The following is a 24,869-nucleotide window of genomic DNA, read 5'->3' on the forward strand; positions in this document are numbered from 1 at the left end:
GATATAGAGAGAAGGGCACAAAGCTAATATTACATTCTTTAACTACTGGTGGCAATACTTTGTCAGCATCAAATTCAACCAACCAGTTTTACCTTAAAAAAATGAAAAAAAATAGGAAAAAAGGTTAAAAAATCAGCCTTATCTTCAACAGCCGTGAAACACCCAATAACCATTCCATAAAGTTTTAAATGCTGATTATCAATAATTTAACAACGTTCTATACAAAACATTAACGCACTGACTATCAATCGATAACATCTAAAATCCGTTTCACTGTTTCACTCTTAAAAAATGGAACATATCCATTTTTTAAGAAAAAGAAGCGCCGGGATCTTTTCATTTTTTTTCGGGAATCAAAAAATTGGGACAGCCTGTTTGTTACACAAATGCTGCTATTATAAAATCGCCGCCGCCGCAAGCCTCCCGGCCTGCAGCCCGGTTGCCAGCCTGGCTGGTTTTACATGGCTCTAATCGTACACATTACCGTCATTTTGTTGCAATTAACAATAATTCATTATATTGATGTACCTTATCATCGGCATAAAAATTTAAATTTGCAGCTGCAAACATTCATTCTTTTGGACAGAAAACTGATTATAGGAACCCGTGGCAGTGAATTGGCTTTATGGCAGGCCAATTTCGTTAAAGACAGCCTTGCTGCCATTAATATTACCGCCGAGTTAAAGATCATTAAAACCCAGGGCGACCGGATCCTGAACCTCAGCTTTGATAAGCTGGAAGGTAAGGGCTTTTTTACCAAAGAATTAGAAGAAGAGTTAATATCCGGCACTATTGATATAGCGGTTCACTCACATAAGGACCTGCCTACCGAAAATCCTCCGGGACTCATCATCGCAGCAGTTTCAGAACGGGAAGACCCGGCTGAACTGTTGTTGATCTTGAAAGACTGCGTTGATGTGCACCAAAAGCTATCTGTTAAATATGGTGCTATCGTTGGCACCTCGTCAAACCGGCGCAAAGCCCAGCTCCTGGCCCACCGTCCCGATCTTGAAATTGAAGAACTTCGCGGTAACGTGCCTACCCGTATCGGTAAGCTGCGCGATGAAAAATATGATGCCATTATGCTGGCTAAAGCAGGTGTTACCCGCTTAGGCCTCGACCTGAGCGAGTTTCATGTGGAAGAAATAACTCCGGTTGAAATGATCCCGGCACCGGCACAGGGCGCGCTGGCTATCCAGATCCGCGAAACCGATCATGAACTTTTTGAAGCCCTGCAGGCATTACACCATACCGATGTAGCCGAAGAGCTGGCTGTTGAACGTACTGTATTAAAATTATTTGGCGGTGGTTGCCACTTACCTTTAGGTTGTTATTGCCGTAAGGAAGATGGCTTTTTCCAGGTGTTTACCTCTAAAGCCAACGATGGAGATGAATTTCCGGACAGATTATTTGTAAAATCAGATACAACTGATGGATTAGCCGAGAGAATAGTATCTATGTTTGACGCCAATCGTAAACTGGCTCAAAGCGTATTTATAACCCGTGATCTTTCAGAGCAGAGTTATTTCCGTAAAGCTATGAAAAAACATGGCATAGCAATAGATGCCCGCTCGTTAATTCGAACCGTGCCGGTAATCAACAAACTTGACCCATATATTTTACGGGATATCAACTGGATATTTTTTAGCAGCAAAAATGCTGTTGAGTATTTCTTCGCCCTGAAACCGCAATTGCCATCTAAAATAAAATTTGGCGTAATGGGTACAGGATCAGAAGATGCCTTGCGCCGAAACGGCTATTTTGCTGCTTATGTTGGTGAAAGCGGCGATACCACCGATGTAGCAGCTGATTTTGCGGCAATAGCCAACCATTCAAAAGTATTGTTTCCTGGTGCCGAAGGTTCTTTACGCAGCATACAACAAGGTTTATCTGCAGATACAAAAATAATTGACCTCACGGTTTACGAAACGGTGTTAGAGCAGCACGTTGAAGCCACAGGCGCAGACATACTTGTGTTTACCAGCCCGTCAAATGTTGAGGCATATTTTCAGGATAATTTATTAGAACCTAATCAACAGGTAATTGCTATAGGTAAATCAACCGGTAAGAAATTTGATGAAATGGGTACCAGATATACCTTACCGTACTCGCCCGACGAAGTAGGTTTAGCCGAAGCTGTTTTTGGAACAGTCTGCCTAACTAACAGGTGCTAAAAAACAGATATTGTCCGTAGGTGGTAAGGCTACGGACAATATTAAAAAATCAATGTTTAACGTATTTCACAATCAACCTGGGGTGCCTTGTGCTGTCATAATAATAGCTTGAGCAAAATATCCGGCTGGTGTATAATACTTCATTTTGGAGAGAGAGCTTAAATCCATAATTTGATTTATTGCTTATCATCACACTTACTATATCTTTTACGTTTATATTCATATTTAGAAAGGGCTGGTTAGTACTTGGCACCACAATCTGGTTGGCCGTTAAACCTGCAGGCTGATTAAACCAGCTAACATTTGTTATATCCCAATCGGCAGCTACCTGCTGTATTACAAAAGAATTATCAGCACCGAAGTTTGCGTGTACCAAATCACCGTTTTTAGGTATAGTATCAGAATATAAGCGGAGCTCCGCGGATATGACAGTGGCATTGGCCGGAATGCTGCTTAAATCAAATTTTAATAAATTACGTACGGTGATGGGCAAGCCACCGATAGTCCAGGCAGCAAGCGGTTCCTCTATCGCGGTTCGGTTACCGGCATCCGTACCGTTGTACAAACCGATATTGGTTTCATAAGGATTGTTGGTTGGCGAAAGATCAAGTGTTATTACATCCGAAGGCTTTACTGTTACCTCAACAGTATCAACACCCGTAAGACCATCCTTATTAATCACCATAAATTGGAACTGATACTTCCCTTCGACAAGATGTCTTGCTTTAGCCGATGCAGAAGCCTCATTTATAAGGAAAGCTTCTGCAGGCCCTGATATTTGGCTCCACAAATATCCGGCTATCCCATCAGCAGCATTACCACTTTTTCCGGTCAGTTGAACCGAATCCTGTGGTAAAGTAATGGTTACGTCAGCTCCGGCCTGAGCCAAAACCTTTTGGGATACAGATTTTGTGGATACAGGAGGGAGGCTCGTTTTTTTACATGAACCCAGCACAGCAAAAACCAGCGGTGCAATTATCAGTGACAATCTAAAGTATTTCATTATTCCTCAGGCAGTTAGGCTATACAAATATAATTATATATTCTATATAAACCTCGCTTTAAATCATTCTTACGCCATAAATTGCCTTTAAAGTCTTTTAAAGCCACATAATTGTATACGTTTATATAAATTTGTGCTTCGCAGACGGTAAGATAACTATAGAAACCTGAGTATTGATCATAATATGTTACAACGACCAAGAAGAAACCGAAAAAGTGAAGTGATCCGCCAGATGGTGCAGGAAACGCATGTTAGCGCTGCTAACCTGATTTTCCCGCTATTTATCATCGACGGCGTAAACCAGAAAAGTGAAGTGGCATCGATGCCGGGCATCTTCCGTTATTCTATCGATAACCTGCTGCGCGAAATTGAAAGCTGCCTTAAACTGGGCCTTAACTCTTTCGACCTGTTCCCTAATATTGCCGAGGAGTTGAAGGACAAATTTGCTACGGAAAGCTACCGCGACGAGAGTTTGTATCTGCGTGCTATTCGCGAGGTAAAAAAGAACTTCCCTGAGGCCTGCGTTATTACCGACGTAGCTATGGATCCCTACAGCAGCGATGGCCACGATGGAATTGTAGATAATGGCGTGATCCTGAATGACGAAACGCTTGACATTTTGGGCAAAATGGCTTTGGCTCATGCACAGTCAGGTGCTGATATTATTGCGCCATCAGATATGATGGATGGCCGTGTAGGTTATATTCGTAATGTGCTTGACGATAATGGTTTTACCAACGTATCGATCATGTCATACTCGGCTAAATATGCGAGTGCATTTTATGGCCCGTTCAGGGATGCATTGAACTCGGCACCTAAGTTCGGCGATAAAAAAACTTACCAGATGAACCCGGCCAATCAACGCGAAGCCCTCATTGAAGCCGAACTGGACGAACTGGAAGGCGCAGATTTCCTGATGGTAAAACCGGCCCTTCCCTACCTTGACGTTATTAAACTGATAAAAGATAATACCGAACTGCCTGTCGCTGCCTACAACGTAAGCGGCGAATATGCCATGATCAAAGCCGCCATACAACGCGGCTGGTTAAACGAGCAGCGTGCCATTACCGAGGTGCTTACCAGCATCCGCCGTGCCGGTGCAACTGCTATTTTAACCTACCATGCCAAGGAAGTTTTGGAGAATAAGTGGTTTTAGGTTGAGGCGAAAGGGAGAAGGTTAAAGGCGAAAGGTAGAAGCTAAGCAGTATAACCACCCGTCATGCCGAATTTATTTCGGCATCCCACAGGACAGGTAACCACTTTGCTTGGCATGGCTGCTTAGCGAGTGGGGTGCTGAAACAAGTTCAGCATGACTGTGATTTTAATTATTTAAGAAAGGCCTTAGGCCCTATAACTTGATAAAACAGCTTTAAGCCTTTGGCTTTCAGCTTTAAGCTCATAACAATGTTCGATTCAATAAAAAAGATGTTTTCTGCAGAGGATGAACCGGTAAATACTACGGGCAAGCCCGATATCAGTCGTGAAAAATCGGCCGAATTGTATGCTAAGGCGCAAACTTATTTTCCGGGTGGGGTTAACTCGCCGGTAAGGGCTTTTAAATCTGTTTATGGCACGCCGCTGTTTATTCAAAAAGGTGATGGCAGTCATATCTGGGATGCTGATGGTAACGAGTTTATCGATTACTGCTGCTCTTGGGGACCACTGATCCTGGGCCATAACAATGCTAAAGTAAGGGAAAAAGTTATCGAGGTAATGCAAAATGGTATGAGCTTCGGCGCACCTACCGCATTAGAGAATGAACTGGCCGAGCTGATCCTGAAAAACAATAAGTTTATTGAAAAGATCCGCTTTGTAAGTTCTGGCACCGAGGCTGTAATGTCGGCTATCAGGTTGGCCAGGGGGTATACCAAACGCGATAAGATCTTAAAATTTGAAGGCTGCTACCATGGCCACGCCGATGCCCTGTTGGTGAAAGCCGGTTCGGGCCTGGTTACCTTCGGCGAAACTTCATCTGCCGGTGTGCCAAAATCTGTTGCCGACGAAACTATCGTGGTAGCACTTAATGATAAAGAAGCATTAGCTAAAGCTTTTGAAGAATTTAAAGGCCAGATTGCCGCCGTAATCATTGAGCCGGTGCCGGCAAATAACGGTTTGCTGTTGCAGGAAAAAGAATACCTGCAATACCTGCGCGACATCTGTACGCAAAACGGCACCATGCTGATATTTGATGAGGTGATCTCCGGTTTCCGCGTTGGCTTTGAAGGTGCTGCCGGTTATTACCAGATCAAGCCTGATATTATTACTTACGGTAAAATTATCGGTGGCGGTATGCCTGTTGGTGCTTATGGATCATCGGCAGCAATCATGAGCAATATCTCGCCGGAAGGTTCGGTTTACCAGGCAGGCACACTATCGGGTAACCCAGTTGCTATGGGTGCCGGTATCGCCCAGCTTAGTGAGCTTTTACGCATGGGCTTTTACCGCGACCTGAACAATAAAACAGAGGAGTTCGTAGAAGCCATTCAGCGTTTTGCTACCGCCCGCAATTATAAGTTTAAGGTGTTTGGCATAGGCTCCATATTTTGGTTTGCTTTTACAGATAAAGAGTATATTCGTAAAGCCGAAGATATTGATTCGTCAAGCATGGAAAAATTCAAAAAGTTCCACCGCGAATTGTTGAACAGGGGCATTTATTTAGGTCCGTCGGGTTATGAGGTTGGCTTTATATCATCAGCCCATACCAAAACAGACCTGGAGAAAACAAAACGTGCTATATTTGATAGTTTGGATTTAGTATTCAATTCTAAGTAGCCAGTTTGCAGTTGCCGGCGGGCAGTTTGCACTTAATATAACATTGCAAACTGACAAACTACTGCCAACTGAAAACTGATAACTGCCAACTGATATGAAGAAGTCATTTGTTATTTTTTACGCGCTCATCACCTATGCCGTTGCCGAACTGGTATGGTGGGGCTATATGCTGGTTACGCTGCAACCGCGCCGTACCGGTATGATTCTGGGCGAAGGGGCTATGTTTGTAGCCGTATTTTTAATTGGCGCCATTAACCTGCACCGCTCGTTCAATAAGGAACGCAGGTTACAGGAGCAGAAAAAAAACTTCCTGCTTTCGGTAACGCATGAGCTGAAGTCGCCGCTGGCATCTATCAAGATCCTGCTGCAAACCATCCAGAAACGTCACCTCACCAAAGAACAGCTTCTTGATTTTATTGAAAAATCGTTAAATGATGTAGAGCGACTGGACGATATGGTTGAGAATATGCTGCTTGCATCTAAGATCGAAAACCGCTCATATAGTTTCCCTAAGGCCAGCTTTAACCTTTCGGTTTTGGTTGACAGCATTGTTAACCGTCTGCAGATTTCCAAATGCGATTGCAACCAGCAGATCATCGAGGCCGAGATTGAGCCTAAGGTTGAAATAGTTGGCGATAAGTTTGCCCTGACATCGGTAGTAACCAATTTAATAGAAAACGCTGTAAAATATTCAAGCCCCTGCTCATCTGTTGGGGTAAAGCTGTTTTCGAAAGATGATAAAGTTTATTTGCAGGTATCTGATCATGGTATCGGCATAGCCGACGAGGAGAAAACCCGGATTTTCGACCGTTTTTACCGCGTAGGCAGTGAAGAAACCCGTAACACAAAGGGCACCGGACTGGGCCTTTATATTGTTAAGGAGGTGTTGGATAAACACCAGGCCAGCATCAGGGTTAAAGATAACCGCCCTGCTGGTAGTATTTTTGAAGTTACATTTGGACTAACCTAAATTAAGACAATGAATAATATGCCAAACAAAAAAAGGATTTTATTGGCCGAAGACGAAGAGCATTTGTTAGAAGCAATTAAGCTTAACCTTGAGCTGGAAGGCTATAAGGTAACTCCGGCTAAAAACGGCAAAAAAGCTTTACAGTTATTTAAGGAAGAACGTTTTAACCTGGTGATACTGGACGTAATGATGCCCGAAATTGACGGCTTTGTTGTCGCCGAAACCATCAGGCTTGAAAATACCGAAGTACCTATCATGTTCCTTACGGCTAAAAACACCAATGAGGACAAGATTTCGGGCTTAAAAAAAGGTGCTGATGATTATCTTACCAAGCCGTTTAACCTCGAGGAGCTTATTTTAAGGGTGAACAACCTGGTAAAACGCAGTTTAAAAGGCGAAGACCTGAAAGAGTTTAACAGCTATAAAATAGGTGATAAAACCATCCATTTTAACTCATTTGAGCTGGTTAACGAAGATGGCTCCATTACCGCCCTTACCAAAAAGGAAACCATGCTGCTTAAATTGTTGATTGAGCGCCGTAATGACGCCGTATCGCGCGAGCAAATCCTGGAAACCGTTTGGAATTATGACGTTTATCCGTCAACCCGTACTATCGACAATTTTATCCTAACCTTCCGTAAGTACTTTGAACCAGATCCTAAAAACCCGGTTTATTTCCACTCCATTCGTGGCGTTGGCTATAAATTTACCGATAACCAGCATTAATGTTCAGTAACAGGACACGTATATTCATTGCGTTTATATTTCTGCTGTCGTTAGGTATATTGGTATACTTTCATATTTATGAACTTGCGGCAGTTGCAGCTATGATGATCATCCTGCTTATTTGGGATTATTTCAGGCAGGGTACGTTGGTTGTAGCATCCAAACATTTTCATGTAAAGGATTATGATAAAACTGCTGCCTCGTTAAACGAGATCATGAAACCCGAATGGCTCAGCAAAAACCGCCGGGGATATTATGAGTTTATATACGGCGGTTTATGCCTGCAAAGGCAGGATTTTGAAGGGGCAGAAATGCACTATGAAATAGCGGCACAATACCCCTTGCGTTCGGTTAACGACCACGTAGCCGCTTTGGTTAGTGTGGCCAATATCAGCATCAGGCGCGGTAATTTTGAAAAAGCCCGGGCCTATCTGCAATTAACTGAAAAACATAAAGAAAAAATAACTGCCAAAATGAGGGAAGTGATAAGCCGCCTTCAGCAGGAGATCAGGGAAGAGCCAGGAAAAAAGAGTCAAGAGACAAGAAAATAAGAAATAAGACGGCAGGAGTCAGGAAGCAAGAATTATTAAGGGAGACGTTCTCTTCTTGGTTCTTGATTCTTGACCTCTTGCATCTAACTAAAGTATGAGAGATTCGTTATTAATAAAAGCGGCATTTTCGGAGCAGACAGAACGCCCGCCGGTTTGGATGATGAGGCAGGCAGGCCGCTTTATGAAAGAGTATTGGGATATTAAAAACAAATACTCGTTCCTCGAAATGTGTAAAACACCGGAGATCGCTGCCGATGTTACCATGCTGCCGGTTGACCTGTTAGGGATTGACGGTGCGATTTTGTTTTCAGATATCCTGGTAACGGGTGAAGCCATGGGAGGCGACCTGAGTTTTAACGCAGGTGTTGGTCCACTGTTTGCTAACCCTGTACGTACACAAGCCGATATCGATAACCTGCAAACTGATGTTATTGATAAGCTGCAATATGTTGCCGATGCTATTAAGGTGATTCAACAGCGCCTTGGCGGCCGTATTCCGCTGATAGGTTTTGCCGGTGCACCGTTTACCGTAATGAGCTATCTGGTTGAAGGCGGATCATCAAAAGATTTTAAACTTACCAAATTGATGCTGCACAATGAGCCGGAAATGGCCCATCAGCTGTTATCAAAAATTGCCACCGTTACGGCCGATTACTTGAACATGCAGATCGCCGCCGGCGTAAACGCTGTACAGATCTTTGACAGCTGGGCGCAGGCTTTGGCGTGGGATGATTATAAAGAATTTAGTCACCGTTATATTGCAGAGATCATCAGCAAACTAAACCGTAAAGATATCCCGGTGATTTCTTTCTGTAAAGGCAGCTCGGTTTTTGCACCGCTAATGGCAGAGGCTAAGCCGGATGTAATTTCTATTGATTGGAATGTCGATCTGTTAGATATCAAAAAACGTTTACCGGCAGGTATAGCGGTACAGGGCAACCTTGATCCGCACATCCTTTATGCCGATAAAAAAGTAATTAAAGAACGCATCTACCGTTTGTTCGACCGTATGAAAGGCGAAAATGGCTTCATCTTTAACCTGGGCCATGGCATTATGCCTGATATCCCGTTTGATAATGTGAAGTACGCGGTAGAAGTGATAAAAGAATACAGAAACTAATAATAAAGCCAACATGTCATTGCGAGCGATAGCGTGGCAATCCCGAACTATGCAAGTCGCTCTGTAAAGTTCGCGATTGCTTCGTTCCTCGCAATGACATGTATTAATTGACATGTACGATTACGTAAAAGCTATACATATCATTTTTGTGGTCTGCTGGATGGCGGGGTTATTTTATAGCGTACGTTTATTTATTTATCATACCGAAGCCCAGGATAAGCCCGAGCCGGATCGTACTATATTGTCTAAACAATTCGAAATCATTGAACGCAAGTTATGGAATATCATAACTATCCCCTCAATGTACCTTACTATAGTAGCGGGCGCAACGATGCTTATCCTCAAGCCAATTTGGCTTCAATTTGGATGGATGCATATCAAGCTAACCTTTGTTGTGGCTTTAGTGATCTATCATTTCATCTGCCAAAATAAAATAAAACAGATGCGTAACGGCGTATTCAGATGGACATCCATTCAGCTCCGCTTGTGGAATGAACTTGCTACCATTTTTCTGTTCGCCATTGTTTTCCTTGTGGTGCTTAAGAGCGCTTTGAATTGGATCTTTGGTGTTGTTGGCTTGGTATCGCTGGCAGTGATATTGATGATAGCCGTGAAGATTTATAAAAGATATAGGGAGAAGAAATAATCAGCTGATTTTAATATTTATCTAAAAGCCTCATCGTCAAGTTCTATTTTCCCCTCCAGTTCAAGCAACTTCTTTTGATTTTCTAAAATCGCAGATATATCTAATTCATGATCTCCCCTTTGAGCTCTTTGCCATTCTACCGGATCCCCAAATGAAGATTCAGAAGCAGCCCTGAAATTCAAAATCCGCTCTTTGAGCGCTTCGCGGCTTATACTCTCAGTTTCTGCACTTTTTTCTTCTATAATAACATTAAGCTCTTTAGCCAAAGCGATTATCTTCGCGATGCTTTGCTTGTTATCTGATTTTAGGATTAATTCCATGATTTTATCTATTGGCGCTTCTCAAAAAGCTGTAAACCGAAGTTACAACAAATCATCATCATTCATCTTCTTAAACTATTCATCAAAATATTTACATCCCCATGCAACCATTTGCATCACTCTGCCATCTTACTTATAAATGATGTTTTTGGAACCTAAATATACCATTCACCAACTGATAGACCGCTGCCGGGCCGGTGAGCGCAAGGCGCAGGAACTGCTTTATAAGCAGTTTGCCTCAAAAATGCTGGGGGTATGTATGCGCTACGCTACCGACCGCATGGAAGCCGAAGACATGTTGCAGAATGGTTTTATAAGGGTCTTCCACAAAATGGATGATTACCGGGGCGACGGATCATTTGAAGGCTGGGTTAGGCGCATCATGGTTCACAGTTCAATTGAATACTATCGCAAACATCATAAAATGATGCAGGTAATAGATATTGACGAAGCAGGGCATGAGCCATCTGTTAATCCTTTAGCTGCGGCCAACCTGGATGCAAAAGTGCTAATGGGCATGATACAGCAACTGGCGCCGGGTTACCGGATAGTATTTAACCTTTATGCGCTGGAAGGTTATTCACACAAGGAGATAGCGGAGATTGTAGGCATTACCGAGGGTGCCTCTAAATCGCAGCTATCAAGGGCTCGTACAATACTGAAAGAACAAATTGCTAAAATGGAGGGCAAAAGTTATGGATATGCAGGATAAGGAACTGGACAGGCTGTTTCAACAAAAGCTTGATGACCTGGAAATACAACCATCGGCCCATGTATGGCAGGGCATCAACGCCGAATTAAACGCCGGCAGGCGTAAAGGAATATTATTGCCTTTGCTAAGCGCAGCAGCAGGTGTTATATTACTGATCACCGCAGGTGTCCTGTTCATCCCTAAACAAGCGGCTAAACATCATGACCATCCAACAGAAATAGTTAAAGCCCATCAACCGGTAACACAACCTGTGGCAGTTACAGTTAAGCCCGTGGTACGTCCAACCACGGCCCAAAACAAAGTACCTGCAAATCCGGTTATAGCACCTGTTAATACTATAGCGCGTGTTAATAAAACCAAAAGCAATTTGACACCATCTGTATCACAGCCTGTAAATCCTATCCCCTCACCTGTAACAGCCCATACAGATGAACCATTATTAGCAAATGCCCCCACCGCAGATTATCCTGTTGTTAACGCCGTGGTTCCGGATACAGCAACGGGAATCAGCCCGAAATTAACCATCATTGCAAGTGACAACGTACAGGCGGCATTAATAGCCCGGGTACCGTCGCATGACGCTCGTGTAATTGCAGCCAAACCTGTAAAAAAACATCGTATCCGTAGCCTTGGCGATGTTTTTAACGTGGTGATAGCCGCTGTTGATAAACGTAAAGACAAAGTAATTGAATTCAGTAATACCGATGAAGACGACGCCACCATTACAGGCCTGAACCTGGGCTTTATTAAAGTAAAAAAAGAGAAAGAGAAATAATATTTTAGCGAAAGATAGATATACCCACAACATATGAAACGCCTTATTTTCACCATCACAATATGCCTTGCCGTGAGTTTTGCTTTTGCTCAAAGCACACCTGCCGATTCCACCCAAAACACGTCAGATACCACCACCCATAAAAAGCATGTTAAGGTAAAACTGGGTTTTGGCGAAGATGTAACCCAGGTGAATATTAACAATGATGAGCCTGATACCGCCTACCACGCACACAAAGCGCCCGGCTTTTCCTTTGGGGTAACCTTTTCAAGGATCGACCTGGGTTTTGCTACGCTGATCGACAACGGCAGCTTTACTCTATCTGACAAAAACAAGTTTTTAAGCTACCGCCAGTGGAAAACAAGCAACTTCGGTTTTGATGTGCTGCAATTTGGCTATCGCTTTAACAGTGCCTTCAAAATTTATGTATCCGGCGGTTTTGACTGGACACATATCCGGCTGCGCAACGATATTACTATCCAACGTAACGCGCCGGTACTTACGTACGTGCAGGATAGCATCCACTACAGCAAAAACCGTTTCTCATCAAGCTATTTGCGAATCCCCCTATCATTTTACTACCGCAGCCATGAGGACGACAGGGGCAACTACTTCAGATTGGTTGCCGGTCCGGAGATTGGCATCTTGCTTAATGGTCGCGTAAAACAGATTAGCGAGGAAAATGGCAAGCAAAAATTTAATGACGATTATCATTTTGCCAAACTGCGCAAAGGCGTATTTGTACGCATGGGATACGGCATCATGGGGCTTTATGCCAAGTATTACTTCAACGATATGTTTGAAAACAGCCCGGATCAAAAAGGCTTGAGAAACTTCTCGTTCGGGCTGACTTTTGGCTTCTAAACAGAACCATGATTCTGAACCATGATTTTTAGGATTCTGGGATTACCATGATAGATAGATGACTTGCTCTATCCTATAATCTTTAAATCAGGCAAATCATGGTTCAAAATCATGGCTCAAACGTTTATCTTTGCCCCTGATGTCAGAGATTCCTTTTTTGCAGGCAGTTGCCATAAGTAAAATATACCCGGGAAAACAGCAGGCCGGTGTAAAAAAAACCGGGCTCATTATTGAGCCGGGCAAAATCACCGCCATTATTGGCGAAAGTGGCAGCGGTAAAAGCACTTTACTACGCTTGTTATATGGTTTGCTCTCGCCTGATGAAGGCACTGTTTACTTTAAGGGCGAACGCATTTGGGGCCCTGAAGAAAAGCTGATCCCCGGTCATGATGCCATGAAAATGGTAACCCAGCATACCGACGATCTTAACCTGTTTGCCAAAGTTTGGGATAATGTGGCGGCTATGCTGCCGGCAACAGATCTCAAAGCCAAACAGGAGAAAACTGAAAGGGTGCTCAAACAGCTCAATATGTTCAACATGGCTGATAAGCGGGTGGCCGACCTGAGCGGTGGCGAAAAGCAACGCGTAGCCATCGCCCGCGCCATCGTTACCCATCCCCAGGTATTATTGCTCGATGAACCTTTTAACCAGGTTGATACATCCTTCAGGGAAGGCCTGCAGCATGATATCAGGCAGATAGTTAAAGAAACCGGATTAACGGTGATCATGGTATCCCATGACCCGGCCGAAGTACTATCGATGGCAGATGAGCTTATTGTTATAAACAAAGGAGAAATTGTTGAGCATGGCAATCCCAAGGCACTGTACAAACACCCTAAATTTCTTTACACCGCCCAATTGCTCACCAATTGCAACGTACTAACCGCTCATGAGGCCCGTTTTTGCGGCATTGACATAACCAAAGAATATGCGGTTGTTTATCCCGAGCAGATCAAAATTAAATTAATAGCAGCTACCAGGAGCTGGATTGTTAAGCAGGTGCTATTTAAAGGTTTTTATGAGGATCTGATCCTTGAGCATGAAGATATCATCTTGCGGGTTTTGAGTGAAGAAACCGGGAAATATGCCGAGGGAGATTTGGTAGCAGTACGGGTTGAGAAGTATTTGGAGTATTAATCCTACGATTAGGCTTACAAGGCAAGCAAGATATTTAGTTGTAGTTAACTGATATCGGCCCGCTCATTCGCCGCGGGTTGGCTTTGTTCTTTTTCTTGATAAAAAGAACCAAAAATCAAGTCAGCAGATAGGCTTCTTTGCGCTCAAGGCCTTTGCCCTGCAAACCGGGCATAACCACGGGCTGCAATTATTTTGCCCTGCTTCGCTCGCTCGTTGTCCCCGCTTCTGCAAAAACTTGCTATGCCCCAACAGCAGCACAGGCCGGCATTGTTCTGCCCGGTTTCGCCCGAAGCTTACCTGCTGACGGGGAACTGAAGACACAAGACGGTTAGATTAAGAAAAAAGGATTCAAAAAATAAACCGGCGCCATACCTCGCGCTGGCAACCGGTTTTTAAACGTATATTTAAAAAAGATCTTAATGCCTTAAATCAAGGCTCAGCATTACCAGGTTTTTACTTTCAACATAGGCGGTGCGCTCGTTCAACCTGTCAAGGACCTGATCAAGCGCCAGGCGGGTCTTTTTCTTTTTAATGTTGAGCTTGCTGTAGACTGTTTCTTCGTATATCAGCTTATTGTTATCGTTATAAAACTTAATGGTTTGCACGCGGGGCAAATTAATATTGTGTTCAACTACCCAAAAACCGCGTACGTTTGTTATTTTATTTTGAGCCTGCACCGCAGCTGCTGCAAATGCCAGGATACAAACTGTGATAATTAACTTTTTCATGGTCGTATTTTTAATATAAACTAAAATTAAGGGCTCGTAAAATGGCATGAAAATAGCATAGGCACACAACCCGCCAGTTACGATTAACTGCATTTTAATACGACAAATAAACATCCAACCTGAAAAACGTACCGAAGCAGCCTTACTCCAGGTAGTTCGTCATCAAATGATTGCAGTTTGTCGCACTTTTATCCTAAAAGCCGCCCAATTAAACTGTTTTACAGTAAATTAGCTATATGAATACCGGTTTCGATCTCCTGCTCAATAATATAAAGCTGCCGCGCTTTTGGCAGCACGTGATATTTTGGGTAATTGTATCGTTTTTTATCACGACGCTTTATTCGTTCCAGACCAATTTTTGGGTGTCCTTACGTAATAACCTTTTGTACATGCCCATACAAATAGCGTATTACTATGCCATTGCCTACTGGCTGGTGCCCAAATACGTTTTTGAAAAACGATATGTGATGTTTTTCATGATGCTGATACCGCTTGTTTTTGCATGTATGTTTATCAGCCGTACCATCGGAATCCTTTTTGTTGCGCCCTACCTGATCAGGGTGATGCACGTAACAGATGCCGGTTATATCGCCTCAACCCAACGTCCGTTCTTTGAGCAGTTAACAGATGGGCAAAGTCTGGTAAATTCATTTAAAGGGACTAACCTGTTTACCGGGTTTGTACTTGCTATTAAACTTTTTAAAATGTGGTATGAGCGCAAGCAGGCGGCATTAGAAGCCGAACTCAACGCGTTGAAAGCCCAGGTACATCCGCATTTTTTATTTAATACACTTAATAACCTTTATTCGTTAAGTCTTAATAATTCGCCCAAATCGCCGCAGGCTATAATTGGCCTGTCGGACCTGCTGCGCTATATGCTCTATGAATGCTCAGATAACGAAGTACTTTTGGAGAAGGAAGTATTTATGATGCAGCAATATGTAAAGCTCGAAAAACTACGCTATGAAGAACGCATCGACATTAACTTTACCATTACCGGTAATTTGAAAGACAAAACTATAGCCCCGCTGCTCATTTTACCTTTTATCGAAAATGCCTTTAAACATGGCACCAGCGAGCAGGTAGGCGCTACCTGGATCAATATTGATATCAGCGTTACACTAAACCACTTCAAGTTAAAAGTAGCCAACAGCAAACCCGAACATACCGTTGAAGAAGGCTATACGCCGGGGCATATCGGGCTAAAGAATGTGACCAAAAGGCTCAACCTGCTGTACCCTCATACCTCACGGCTGAAGATCGTGAACGAAGAAGATACCTTTTTTGTAGCGCTTGATCTCGACCTGAAAATCATAAAACAATCTGCTGCACAACAAATGGTAACCGCATGAAAATCCGCACACTTATAGTCGACGATGAGCCACATGCCATTGAGGTATTGAAAAACTATCTTGCGCGCTTCAGCGAGATGGAGGTTACCGCTACCTGTAATGACGGTATTGAAGCCTTTCGCCTGCTGCAACAAAAACCTATCGATCTGATGTTCCTGGATATTCAGATGCCGGGAATAAAAGGTACCGACCTGCTGAAAAGCCTCAAGAACCCACCTAAAGTAATTTTCACCACCGCCTACAGCGAATACGCCCTTGATGGTTTTGAGTTGAATGCGGTTGATTACCTTTTAAAGCCTATCTCCTTTGAGCGTTTCCTGCGGGCGGTCGACAAGATTTATCAGCTAAACGAACATAAGGGCAAACTCCTGATTACCCATGAAGAACCTGTAAGTGATACGCATACGTTCATCTATCTTAAAGTAGACCGCAAAACAATTAAGGTTAATATCAATGATATTTTATGGATAGAAAGCCTGCGCGATTATGTTAAAGTAGTGGCCGTAAATAACCACGTCCACATTACCAGGCAAAAGATCAGCTTGCTCGAAGAAATGCTTCCTGAGAACAGGTTCGTACGCATCCACCGGTCATTTATAGTGGCATTAAACAAAATAGATTCTTTCTATGCCTATAGCATGGATGTTGCCGGGCATGAGCTGCCTATCGGTCGCAACTATAAGCAGGATGTACAGAAAAAGCTGAAGAGTGAACGGTTGCAGATGGGGTGATGGCAGAGTTTGATTTAGCCTGTGGTTTCTGTTATTACTACAGGCTAAGTAAAAACTATGTCATTGCGAGCGTAGCGCGGCAATCGCATACTATACAGAGCGGCCCTATTTCCGTGCGATTGCCGCGCTACGCTTATAATGACGTGATTGTAAGTCGTTGATTATTAAAGGTAAATTTTCGTTTTCAATTATAATGTGGGCGTTGCCTCCGGCCCGGGCTATCCGCTACAAGTCCTCGCCTTGCCCACACGCTAAGCCCCCGCACGCTGTGGGCTTTCCGCTACTATCCCTAACGCTACCCTACGCACCATAGCTTAAATATATCAAGTCGGAGACGTCATTTAATTTTTTTCACGGTTTCCCTGATGCTTACTCGCGATGACATTTTTATATACCTTATAACGTTTTCTAATATTTCTCTTCTTACGCAACCCACCAGTCATTTACCAGATTCAAACCATCTTTTGCGCGGGTAACGGCCGTGTACCACCATTTGCAAAGTTCATAGTATGATGAGCCGTACATGCTTTTATCTAAAAAGAGGTAAACATTGTTCCACTCGCCACCCTGGGCTTTATGGCAGGTTACAGCATAGCCGTATGAAACTTTAAGACAGTTGAGATACGGGTCTTCGCGCATAGCTTCCCTATACTGTTCACTCTTTTGAGAGATGCCTTTTGCTTTCATCTGGTCATTAAAATCGATGATCAGCGCTTTGGATTGATCATTAGTGAGGTTACCCTTTAAGCTTTCAAGCGCATCTAAAGAAAGCAGCATCTTAAACTCTTTCCCCGAAGCCAGCGCGGTAACCAGCACTTTTTGAAATTTCATGCCCAGCTTTTGTTCGGTTTCTTCAAGCTCATTTACAATTACAAAATCGCCGTTGGTGAGTGGTACCGAATAATTATTTTGTGTTACCAGCAGCACATCGCCTACCTGCAGGGGCACATATCCCGAACCAAAAAGTTCGCGTCGCATATCCCGGTTTATCATTTGAACTTTTTTATTGCTGCGTGCTATAGCCAGGCAGCTATTGGGTCCGGCCGCCTTATAATTTGCCGCGTACAGGTTAAACATAACATCGTCTGTAGCGTGAAGTTTTACATTGTTGAGGTTTGATGCCGGGATCTTTGGAAATTTGGTGCGCTCCCGGCTTTCGCTCATCGTGCGGATAGCTCCTGCCAAAACCAGAATATCGTTGTCATCTTTATTACGTTCTATTTTTGAAAGCTTAACAGATACCGGGAAACGCTGATTTTTAGCCAGCCAGTCTGTATCAAGCGCGGGGCTAAAGCTTTGCCCTACGGGTGGCAACTGGCAGGGGTCGCCGACAAAAATAATCTTGCTCTTGTTAGCTACCTGGAAAAAATCCTGAAGCAGAATTCCCGAGCCAAAAACCGCGAAGCCATTGCCCTCAGTCAACGTGCCTGAAAGCATCGAAGCCTCATCAACAATATAAATGGTGGTTTCGGCATCGGCAGTGCGGGTTGAAAACTGCATGGTCATTTGTCCGGCCATACGTGGTGCCGAACTTTCGGCCAGTGTTTCCTCGTCAAGGCCATCTATCTTATCAAAATTATATAATTCGCCATGAACTGTTGACGCGGAGAAACCAGTTTTGCCCCTTAAAACTGTGGCGGCTCTGCCCGTTGCCGCCAGCATACAAAACTTCTTTTCCTTTTCTTTAAGCCATTGCGCAATGTGCTGCATCAAAAAGGTTTTACCGGTACCGGCATATCCTTTCAGCACAAAAACATCGGCAGCCGGATGGTCAAGAAATTTTTGGATTGCCTTGAAAGCAGCTTTTTGATCTGTATTTAAAGTAATGGGCACGGGAATCCTTCTTTAATTAACGGGCACAAAGCTCGCAAACATGTTTCCGGCCTCCTTCAGTGTATTAAGCGGAACATAATCACAAACTTCAGCATATTCGCCCCACATTTGCTGTACTGCTTTATTATGATGGGCATTTGCAATAGCTTCGGCACTCAGCCATTCAAAAACTTCAATGATGGTGCCATCGGCAGCTTCCATAATGATGGATTTGCGGTCGGTCACCAGTCCTTCCTGTTTCAGGCGCGGTATATGCGTTTTCATTAGTTGTTTCAATGCCTCCTCCTTGCCTGGTTTAGGTTTATAGGCAACAATTACAATCTGTCCCATGGGTTTCAGTTTATTAATATGCAATTTACAAAAAACTGCAGAGGCTATATGACTGAAAAACAAGTTTAAAACTGGTCGTTCCTGAGTATGGTGTTTAGCATTGTAAGCAGGGGCACTTATCGCTATTGGAGACCAGGCAAGGGACGCTTAATGCAAAAACGGCGACAAGATATCTTGTCGCCGTTCACTGATCTCCCCTTCAGGAGAGATTTATAAGGTTATTTTTTCCAAACGTTATTTTCAGGATTGTAGTCCGGTAATACTTTATCAGGATCGTAAGTAACCGATTCAATTTCTTCGGTTGATGGATATTTAAATGTCCATGACGCATAACGCTCCCAAATTTCAACCGGCAGTTTTACGCGGTCAACTTTACCACCTTTGGTTTTAACTTCCAGGATAACCGGCATTGCCATTTTACCCAGGTTATCTAAAGTGATCAGCGAGCCTTTGGTTGGATCATTATCAACATATTTTACATCGCTTACAGCAACATCCAAACGCCAGTCGTTCAGGAACCAGCCTCTCCAAAACCATTGCAGGTTTTCGCCGCTTGCATTTTCCATCGTGCGGAAAAAATCGTCGGGAGTTGGGTGTTTAAATGCCCAGCGGTTAATGTAGGTTTTAAAGGCGAAATCAAAACGCTCAGGACCTAAGATCTGCTCGCGCAGCAATACTAAACCGGCACTTGGTTTTGAATAAAGCAGGGTGCCGGTATTTTTTTCTTTAAGGTTGGCCGGCTGGCTCATAACAGGCTCAAGGTCGGGCCTGGTAAAGAAAGCACCGATAGTGTGCATATCCGGCACGCGGGTGCTTTTGTATTCGCCGTTATTAAAGTTAGCTGTCGATAGCGTATTGATGAACGTATTAAAACCCTCGTCCATCCAGCCGTACATGCGCTCGTTTGAGCCTACGATCATCGGAAACCAGGTATGCCCAAATTCATGATCGTTTACACCCCAAAGGCTTGCTTTTTTTGCTTTCGCTCCGCAGAAAACAATGCCTGGATATTCCATACCACCCACTATACCGGCAACCGCAGTAGCAGCAGGATAAGGGAACTCGAACCATTTTGATGAGTTATACTCAATAGATTTTTTAACATACTCTGTTGAACGGCCCCAGGCATCGTTGCCGTCGCTTTCAACCGGGTAGGCAGATATGGCAGTTGATTTTTTACCGCTTGGCAGGTCCATTTTGGCAGCATCGATAATAAATGCTGCAGATGAAGCCCATGAAGCATCGCGAGCGTTCTTGATTTTAAAGTGCCAGGTTAATTGAGTTTTACCTGCAGGACGCGATTTTGGATCAGTAACCTCATCAGCCGAGCGGATGATGACAGTGCTTTCGCTTTTTTCGGCAGCAGCCCAGCGTTTCAATTGCTCAGGGGTATATACATCCTGCGGATTTAATAATTCGCCAGACGCTACTACGATATGATTTGCCGGAGCGGTGATGCTCAAGTCAAAATCACCATATTCCAGGTAAAACTCACCCGGGCCACTATACGGCAGAGTGTTCCAGCCCATTACGTCGTCATACACACATACACGCGGGTACCATTGTGCAATGGTATAAACTTTCCCATTTTTGGTTTGCAGATAGCCCATACGGTCTGACCCATAATTTGGCGACACAAATGAGTATTCAATTTTCAGTTTAGCCTGTCCGCCGTTCGCGGCAATTTCCTTTGGAAGGAAAACCTGCATCCTGGTGTCGGTGATCAGGAATTTAACGTCGACATATTCGCCTTTCGTACCGGCAACTTTTACCGATTTAATTTTATAACCAGCATCAAATGCTTCACCGCGGCCCCAGTTACGGCTACCCGCAGGCGGAACGATAGCTGTGCCTCTTGAATCGAGCTTAAACAGGTTCTGATCAAGCTGCATCCACATAAAGCCCAATGTTTGCGGACTGTTATTGGTATACGTTAAAACTTCCGAGCCGGTAATTTCGTTGGTTTGATCGTTCAGCTTGGCAGCCAACTGATAGTCGGCACGGTTTTGCCAGTATTTATATCCCGGCTCACCGCTTGCCGCCCGGAACTCAGTACCATTCTTAGTGTAAAACCCTGGACCGAAAGTTTCGTGATAATCGTAAACAGAACCGGCGGGGAGTGTGGTGGTAGGCGCTGGCTGCTGGGCATAACTCATCCCTGCGGCCAACATAAAGGCAAGGCTGCAACCTGCCATCAGTTTTAGTTTCATGTTCAGTCAAATAAATTGCGTAAAGGAACAAGTATACTACAAATTAGGCAGAAGCAAAAGATCGGTAAAACGATTGTTACGGATTTATTAAATAATTAAATTCATGCTTAGTAGCTATATATCAGGTGGATTGGGATAAATATTGAAATAAGCATTTCGAAAATATCATGTCATTGCGAGCGTAGCGCGGCAATCGCATGCTATACAGGGCGGCCTACCTCCGTGCGATCGCTTCGTTCCTCGCGATAACATATTTATTTCCACCATTGTTGGGAGTTGTCATACCAACAACGGTGGAACTTTAAAGGCTTATATTCATAAACCAAATTTCTTTTGTAAATTTGAATATGACCACGCTAACTGTGAACATAACTAATGAAAGCGATTTACCTGTATTACAGGAGATATTAAATCGTTTTGGTTTAACGTATACTATCGATATAGAAAATGAGTTCTCTTTTTCAAAAAAAGATATCGAAGGCTTACTCAAATCAAAAAAGGACTTTTTAGAAGGAAAAACAACCGCCCGAAATTGGGATGATATAGAAGAAGACCTGAACAGTGCCTACAATTAAACTTTTAAGGAGGGCCGAGCTTGAACTTATTGATGCCTGTAACTGGTATGAAGAACAACAAAAAGGCCTATCAAAATATCTTAGGAAAGAGCTCAAAGGGGTTTTAGGTATTATAAAACTCCATCCCGAACTGTATTCAAAAAGATATGATATAGATCTTCACTTCGCCCCGCTACAGAAATTCCCATATATAATAGTTTACTGGCACGATAAAGACCTTGATACTGCTTTTATTATCTCAATTTTTCATACCAAACGAAACCCCGATGAATTCGAAAGCTAACTAAAACTTACGAAGCCCTAAGCCTCGTAAGTCGTCGAAATCCCTTACTTCCCCAAAAAATGATCGGCATAAACCTTCTCATCAAAACCGAAGAAAAGGAAACCATTATCCTCAATAACCGGGCGTTTGATCATACTGGTTTTTTGTTGTAATAATTGCATCGCGTCGACATTGGTTTTGATGCTTTCTTTAACTGCCGGGTCAAGCTGTTTCCAGGTGAGGCCCTGTTTATTCAAAAATTTCTCATAGCCCGCTTTGCTGTCCCATTCCTGCAGCTTTTCGGTACTTACACCCAGCTTTTTGAAATCCTGGAAATCGTAAGCTACTTTATTTTCTTTAAGCCAGTCGAGGGCTTTTTTTACTGTATTGCAATTGGTTATTCCGTAAACTTTCATGTGGTAAATTTACAGTTTTAGAGGTATCATAAGCAGATGCTATTGCAACTCACCTGTTCTTTTACAATAAGACGATACGAAACAAAAAGAGGCGCAATTACGCGCCTCCCGTCATAAACATAGTTTAACAATTAACCATTGCCGCCGCCATTGCTTTTGCCGCCGCCTTTGGTATCATCGTTATTAATGCCACGCTGATTCTTTTTGATATCGCCGTTCAGCTTGCCAAACTTAAAGTTTAACCTCACAGCAAAATTCCTGTAGCGGTTATGGTACAATGATTCCTGGTCGAAATCAACCGTGTGGGTGGTTGACCTAAAAGTGCGGTATTTACTGTACGGGTTGTTGGCTACTGCCGATATGGTTAGCTTTTTATTCAGAAACTCTTTAGAGAGTACATAGGAGTTAAAAATAAAATTGCTTGATTTGCCCTGTAAGGTAACATCCCCGCTAAAGAAACCGGCATCAAGCCCTAAACGGTAGCCACCATCAAACTTGTAACCAATATTGGCAAAAGCGTTGCCGGTGTAACCATCGTTTTTGTAAAACTGACCATTATAAGTACCTTTTAACCATACATGCGAAATTTGACCGTTGATATTAACCGTAAACTTTTTAGTGATTGAGTAATTGGTATTCAAGTTTAAGCCAAGGGAGCGGTTACTGCCCAGATTTTGGTACGTAGTAAACGTAACCGTATCAATATGATCGCCCATATTGTTTTGAATCAGGCTGGTCACATTTTGAATAGCGTTGTTGGAGAATGCATAGCTCAGGCCGACATTGATTGACCCTTTTGAGAAATTGCTGTAGTTCAGCTCAAAAGTATTATTCAGCTCGGGTTTCAGATCGGGATTACCTGTGCTGATAAATTTGGGGTTCGATTTATCGATAAATGGGTTTAATTGGTAAATGCCTGGCCTTTGAATGCGCTGGGTAAAGCCCAAACTGATGCTGCTGCTTTTCATAGAGCGCTGAACAGAAACCGATGGAATAAAGTTATTATAGCTTTTATCAAGCGGCGTGCCTGTAAACATGGCATTTACCTGCGTATGCTCTAAACGCAAGCCCGCCTTGCCTGTCCATTTATTCATCTTTAACTGATACGAGTTATAAGCACTGTACACATCCTGGTGATAGTCGAACTCGCCGGTTTGCCCTGCATTGACGTTATATACCGAACTGGTTGAATCTTTGTCTTCGCGTCTGTAGTCGCTGAAATTGTTCCGCAGGATCACTTTACCGCCGGCCTCAATACTGATTTTCTTCAATGGATAAGCATAATCTAACTGGAAAGTATGCTCACGGTTACCTGCATTATTATATTGCCTGAAATCGGGCTGAAGTGCATTGTAATAATTAACCCTGTCCGAAAACTGGTTATCTGTGAAATTTTTACTCGGTCCGTAGCTGTATTTGTAGGATAATGTTAGCAATTCATCTTTATGCCCTTTAAACCCTAACTGATAGTTGACAGACGCATCAAGTCCCTGATCATGATTATAGCTATTGCTCAACAGGTTATAGCCTTGGGTCAAATCGCCGGCGGCGTTTGTCTGGGCTGATCGCTGTGATCCGTCCTGATTAAATTCGCCGTGAAAAAATTCAAATGAACCGGTAAGCAGGTTCAAGGTGTCTATCTCATAGCTTAGCTCGGCATTGGCGTAACGATACTTGCCGCCAAATGAGTTACTTCCGGTTTGTAATATCTCTGATTCAGGATTAAAAAATGTTTGTTTTGTAGTTGAGGTATTGGTGTTGCGCTTCTGATTACCAAAACCCGCATACCCCGAAACCCCGAACTTGCCTTGTTTGGCTGTCATGTTCAGGTTATACCCCGGCCCCCAAACACTGTTATAGCGCATGTTGACACTGCCATTATAGCCCTGATCCGCGTTCTTTTTAGTGATGATGTTAATTATACCTGCCAAGCCCTCCGCATCATATTTTGCAGGCGGCGTAGTGATCACCTCAATCTTTTCGATGTTGGTAGCCGGCATTGCTTTTAACACGTCTGATGGGTTTTTAGCCATCAACGCCGATTCTTTTCCGTTGATCAGGATCTTGTATTTGCCGCTGCCTTTTAACTTGATGTTATCATCGCCGTCCACAGCTAAAAGCGGCACTTTACGCATCATATCCAATGCAGATACCGCTTTACTTTCCGGATCGGCGGTAACATCATAACTGAGGCGGTCAACCTCCTGTTTCATTACAGGCTTTACAGCGGTAATGGTTACCTCGTTCAACTGTTTGCTTGAAGGGGCTACCAGGATCCGCCCGGCATCAAACGTTTTACCATCCATTTTTACAGGGAGCACTTTGGTTGCATATCCTACTGAAGCTACTACTAACTGATACGTTTTACCTTCGGGAGCTTTCAACTCAAAGCTGCCGTCATCTTTGGCAAGCGTACTTTTTACCGGAGTTTTGGTAGCAGCATCCTGCAGCGCAACAGTGCCATACCCCAATGGCTTGTTGGTTGCCGAATCGATCACGGTACCTTTAACGGTTATATTTTGAACAGGAACCGGTGCGGCAGCCTGGGCCATAGCCATGCCCGTGACAAAACAGCATAGCACTGTTAGTAGAAATTGTTTCATAATTGCGATTTTGGTCATAAGACGTTTAAGATACCCGGGCGTGACACCAAAAAGTATG

General features: G+C 43.4%; 24 protein-coding genes. 16 read left to right on the forward strand and 8 right to left on the reverse strand.

The window, feature by feature from the left end; translation table 11 throughout:
- Window positions 1-578 precede the first annotated feature (578 nt).
- Window positions 579-2,174: a hydroxymethylbilane synthase gene (gene hemC, locus BLP33_RS13410; RefSeq protein WP_090529683.1), complete on the forward strand. Its 1,596-nt coding sequence runs from the start codon at window positions 579-581 to the stop codon at window positions 2,172-2,174.
- A 49-nt stretch (window positions 2,175-2,223) separates the two neighbouring features.
- Here the strand turns inward: hemC and BLP33_RS13415 are convergent, their stop codons facing one another.
- Window positions 2,224-3,177: a PKD domain-containing protein gene (locus BLP33_RS13415; protein ID WP_090529079.1), complete on the reverse strand. Its 954-nt coding sequence runs from the start codon at window positions 3,175-3,177 to the stop codon at window positions 2,224-2,226.
- Between the two features lie 184 nt (window positions 3,178-3,361).
- Between BLP33_RS13415 and hemB the strand changes: the two genes are divergently transcribed.
- The 7 genes from hemB to hemJ all read left to right on the forward strand — a co-directional run bounded on the left by hemB (window position 3,362) and on the right by hemJ (window position 9,962).
- Window positions 3,362-4,333: a porphobilinogen synthase gene (gene hemB / locus BLP33_RS13420; protein ID WP_090529082.1), complete on the forward strand. Its 972-nt coding sequence runs from the start codon at window positions 3,362-3,364 to the stop codon at window positions 4,331-4,333.
- Window positions 4,334-4,581: 248 nt separating this feature from the next.
- Window positions 4,582-5,949 carry a glutamate-1-semialdehyde 2,1-aminomutase gene (gene hemL / locus BLP33_RS13425; RefSeq protein ID WP_090529086.1) on the forward strand — a complete coding sequence of 456 codons (1,368 nt, stop codon included), beginning with the start codon at window positions 4,582-4,584 and terminating at the stop codon, window positions 5,947-5,949.
- A gap of 94 nt (window positions 5,950-6,043) precedes the next feature.
- Window positions 6,044-6,919 (forward strand): sensor histidine kinase, encoded by an 876-nt coding sequence (locus BLP33_RS13430; RefSeq protein ID WP_090529091.1) that lies wholly within the window; start codon window positions 6,044-6,046, stop codon window positions 6,917-6,919.
- Window positions 6,920-6,937: 18 nt separating this feature from the next.
- Window positions 6,938-7,645, forward strand: a complete 708-nt coding sequence (locus BLP33_RS13435) for a response regulator transcription factor (RefSeq protein WP_090529686.1) — start codon at window positions 6,938-6,940, stop codon at window positions 7,643-7,645.
- Window positions 7,645-8,196 (forward strand): hypothetical protein, encoded by a 552-nt coding sequence (locus BLP33_RS13440; RefSeq protein ID WP_090529094.1) that lies wholly within the window; start codon window positions 7,645-7,647, stop codon window positions 8,194-8,196. The genes BLP33_RS13435 and BLP33_RS13440 overlap by 1 nt, the downstream gene beginning before the upstream one ends.
- A gap of 94 nt (window positions 8,197-8,290) precedes the next feature.
- Window positions 8,291-9,316 (forward strand): uroporphyrinogen decarboxylase, encoded by a 1,026-nt coding sequence (gene hemE, locus BLP33_RS13445; protein ID WP_090529097.1) that lies wholly within the window; start codon window positions 8,291-8,293, stop codon window positions 9,314-9,316.
- A 112-nt stretch (window positions 9,317-9,428) separates the two neighbouring features.
- Window positions 9,429-9,962 (forward strand): protoporphyrinogen oxidase HemJ, encoded by a 534-nt coding sequence (hemJ, locus tag BLP33_RS13450; protein ID WP_090529099.1) that lies wholly within the window; start codon window positions 9,429-9,431, stop codon window positions 9,960-9,962.
- Between the two features lie 17 nt (window positions 9,963-9,979).
- Here hemJ and BLP33_RS13455 read toward each other — a convergent pair whose 3' ends face one another.
- The gene (locus tag BLP33_RS13455; RefSeq protein ID WP_090529102.1) at window positions 9,980-10,282 is read right to left on the reverse strand and encodes a hypothetical protein; all 303 of its coding nucleotides are present in this window, start codon (window positions 10,280-10,282) and stop codon (window positions 9,980-9,982) included.
- A gap of 142 nt (window positions 10,283-10,424) precedes the next feature.
- On the opposite strand from BLP33_RS13455, the gene BLP33_RS13460 reads away from it, so the two are divergent.
- The 4 genes from BLP33_RS13460 (at window position 10,425) to BLP33_RS13475 (ending at window position 13,771) form a co-directional block, all read left to right on the forward strand.
- Complete coding sequence (locus BLP33_RS13460) at window positions 10,425-10,994, forward strand: RNA polymerase sigma factor (RefSeq protein WP_090529690.1); 570 nt, start codon at window positions 10,425-10,427, stop codon at window positions 10,992-10,994.
- Complete coding sequence (locus BLP33_RS13465; RefSeq protein ID WP_175490009.1) at window positions 10,984-11,769, forward strand: hypothetical protein; 786 nt, start codon at window positions 10,984-10,986, stop codon at window positions 11,767-11,769. The genes BLP33_RS13460 and BLP33_RS13465 overlap by 11 nt, the downstream gene beginning before the upstream one ends.
- A 33-nt stretch (window positions 11,770-11,802) precedes the next feature.
- Window positions 11,803-12,633, forward strand: coding sequence for an outer membrane beta-barrel protein (locus BLP33_RS13470; RefSeq protein ID WP_090529108.1), 831 nt, complete (start codon window positions 11,803-11,805; stop codon window positions 12,631-12,633).
- Window positions 12,634-12,772: 139 nt separating this feature from the next.
- Window positions 12,773-13,771, forward strand: a complete 999-nt coding sequence (locus tag BLP33_RS13475) for an ABC transporter ATP-binding protein (protein ID WP_090529111.1) — start codon at window positions 12,773-12,775, stop codon at window positions 13,769-13,771.
- Between the two features lie 416 nt (window positions 13,772-14,187).
- On the opposite strand, the gene BLP33_RS13485 is transcribed toward BLP33_RS13475, so the two are convergent.
- A complete protein-coding gene (locus BLP33_RS13485) occupies window positions 14,188-14,499 on the reverse strand; it encodes a hypothetical protein (protein ID WP_139159988.1) in 312 nt (103 codons plus the stop codon).
- A gap of 236 nt (window positions 14,500-14,735) precedes the next feature.
- Here BLP33_RS13485 and BLP33_RS13490 point away from each other — a divergent pair, with 236 nt between their 5' ends.
- Together BLP33_RS13490 and BLP33_RS13495 are read left to right on the forward strand one after the other, a co-directional pair.
- The gene (locus BLP33_RS13490) at window positions 14,736-15,851 is read left to right on the forward strand and encodes a sensor histidine kinase (RefSeq protein ID WP_090529120.1); all 1,116 of its coding nucleotides are present in this window, start codon (window positions 14,736-14,738) and stop codon (window positions 15,849-15,851) included.
- The gene (locus tag BLP33_RS13495; protein WP_090529123.1) at window positions 15,848-16,582 is read left to right on the forward strand and encodes a LytR/AlgR family response regulator transcription factor; all 735 of its coding nucleotides are present in this window, start codon (window positions 15,848-15,850) and stop codon (window positions 16,580-16,582) included. Before BLP33_RS13490 ends, BLP33_RS13495 begins: the two co-directional genes overlap by 4 nt.
- Before the next feature lie 423 nt (window positions 16,583-17,005).
- Here the strand turns inward: BLP33_RS13495 and BLP33_RS13500 are convergent, their stop codons facing one another.
- From BLP33_RS13500 to BLP33_RS13510, 3 genes are all read right to left on the reverse strand, one after another.
- The gene (locus BLP33_RS13500; protein ID WP_090529126.1) at window positions 17,006-18,415 is read right to left on the reverse strand and encodes an ATP-dependent DNA helicase; all 1,410 of its coding nucleotides are present in this window, start codon (window positions 18,413-18,415) and stop codon (window positions 17,006-17,008) included.
- Window positions 18,416-18,427: 12 nt separating this feature from the next.
- On the reverse strand, window positions 18,428-18,745 hold the full coding sequence (locus BLP33_RS13505; RefSeq protein ID WP_090529129.1) for a hypothetical protein: 318 nt from the start codon (window positions 18,743-18,745) through the stop codon (window positions 18,428-18,430).
- 218 nt (window positions 18,746-18,963) lie between these two features.
- A complete protein-coding gene (locus BLP33_RS13510) occupies window positions 18,964-20,955 on the reverse strand; it encodes a M1 family metallopeptidase (protein WP_090529131.1) in 1,992 nt (663 codons plus the stop codon).
- A gap of 347 nt (window positions 20,956-21,302) precedes the next feature.
- On the opposite strand from BLP33_RS13510, the gene BLP33_RS13515 reads away from it, so the two are divergent.
- A complete protein-coding gene (locus BLP33_RS13515) occupies window positions 21,303-21,530 on the forward strand; it encodes a hypothetical protein (protein WP_090529134.1) in 228 nt (75 codons plus the stop codon).
- The gene (locus BLP33_RS13520; protein WP_090529137.1) at window positions 21,517-21,813 is read left to right on the forward strand and encodes a type II toxin-antitoxin system RelE/ParE family toxin; all 297 of its coding nucleotides are present in this window, start codon (window positions 21,517-21,519) and stop codon (window positions 21,811-21,813) included. Before BLP33_RS13515 ends, BLP33_RS13520 begins: the two co-directional genes overlap by 14 nt.
- Before the next feature lie 44 nt (window positions 21,814-21,857).
- Here BLP33_RS13520 and BLP33_RS13525 read toward each other — a convergent pair whose 3' ends face one another.
- Complete coding sequence (locus BLP33_RS13525) at window positions 21,858-22,208, reverse strand: Spx/MgsR family RNA polymerase-binding regulatory protein (RefSeq protein WP_090529140.1); 351 nt, start codon at window positions 22,206-22,208, stop codon at window positions 21,858-21,860.
- 131 nt (window positions 22,209-22,339) lie between these two features.
- Entirely contained in the window at window positions 22,340-24,811 is a 2,472-nt protein-coding gene (locus BLP33_RS13530; protein ID WP_175490010.1) for a TonB-dependent receptor, read from the reverse strand.
- Window positions 24,812-24,869 lie beyond the last annotated feature (58 nt).

The organism is Mucilaginibacter sp. NFR10 (assembly GCF_900100445.1).
GTDB classification, from domain to species: domain Bacteria; phylum Bacteroidota; class Bacteroidia; order Sphingobacteriales; family Sphingobacteriaceae; genus Mucilaginibacter; species Mucilaginibacter rubeus.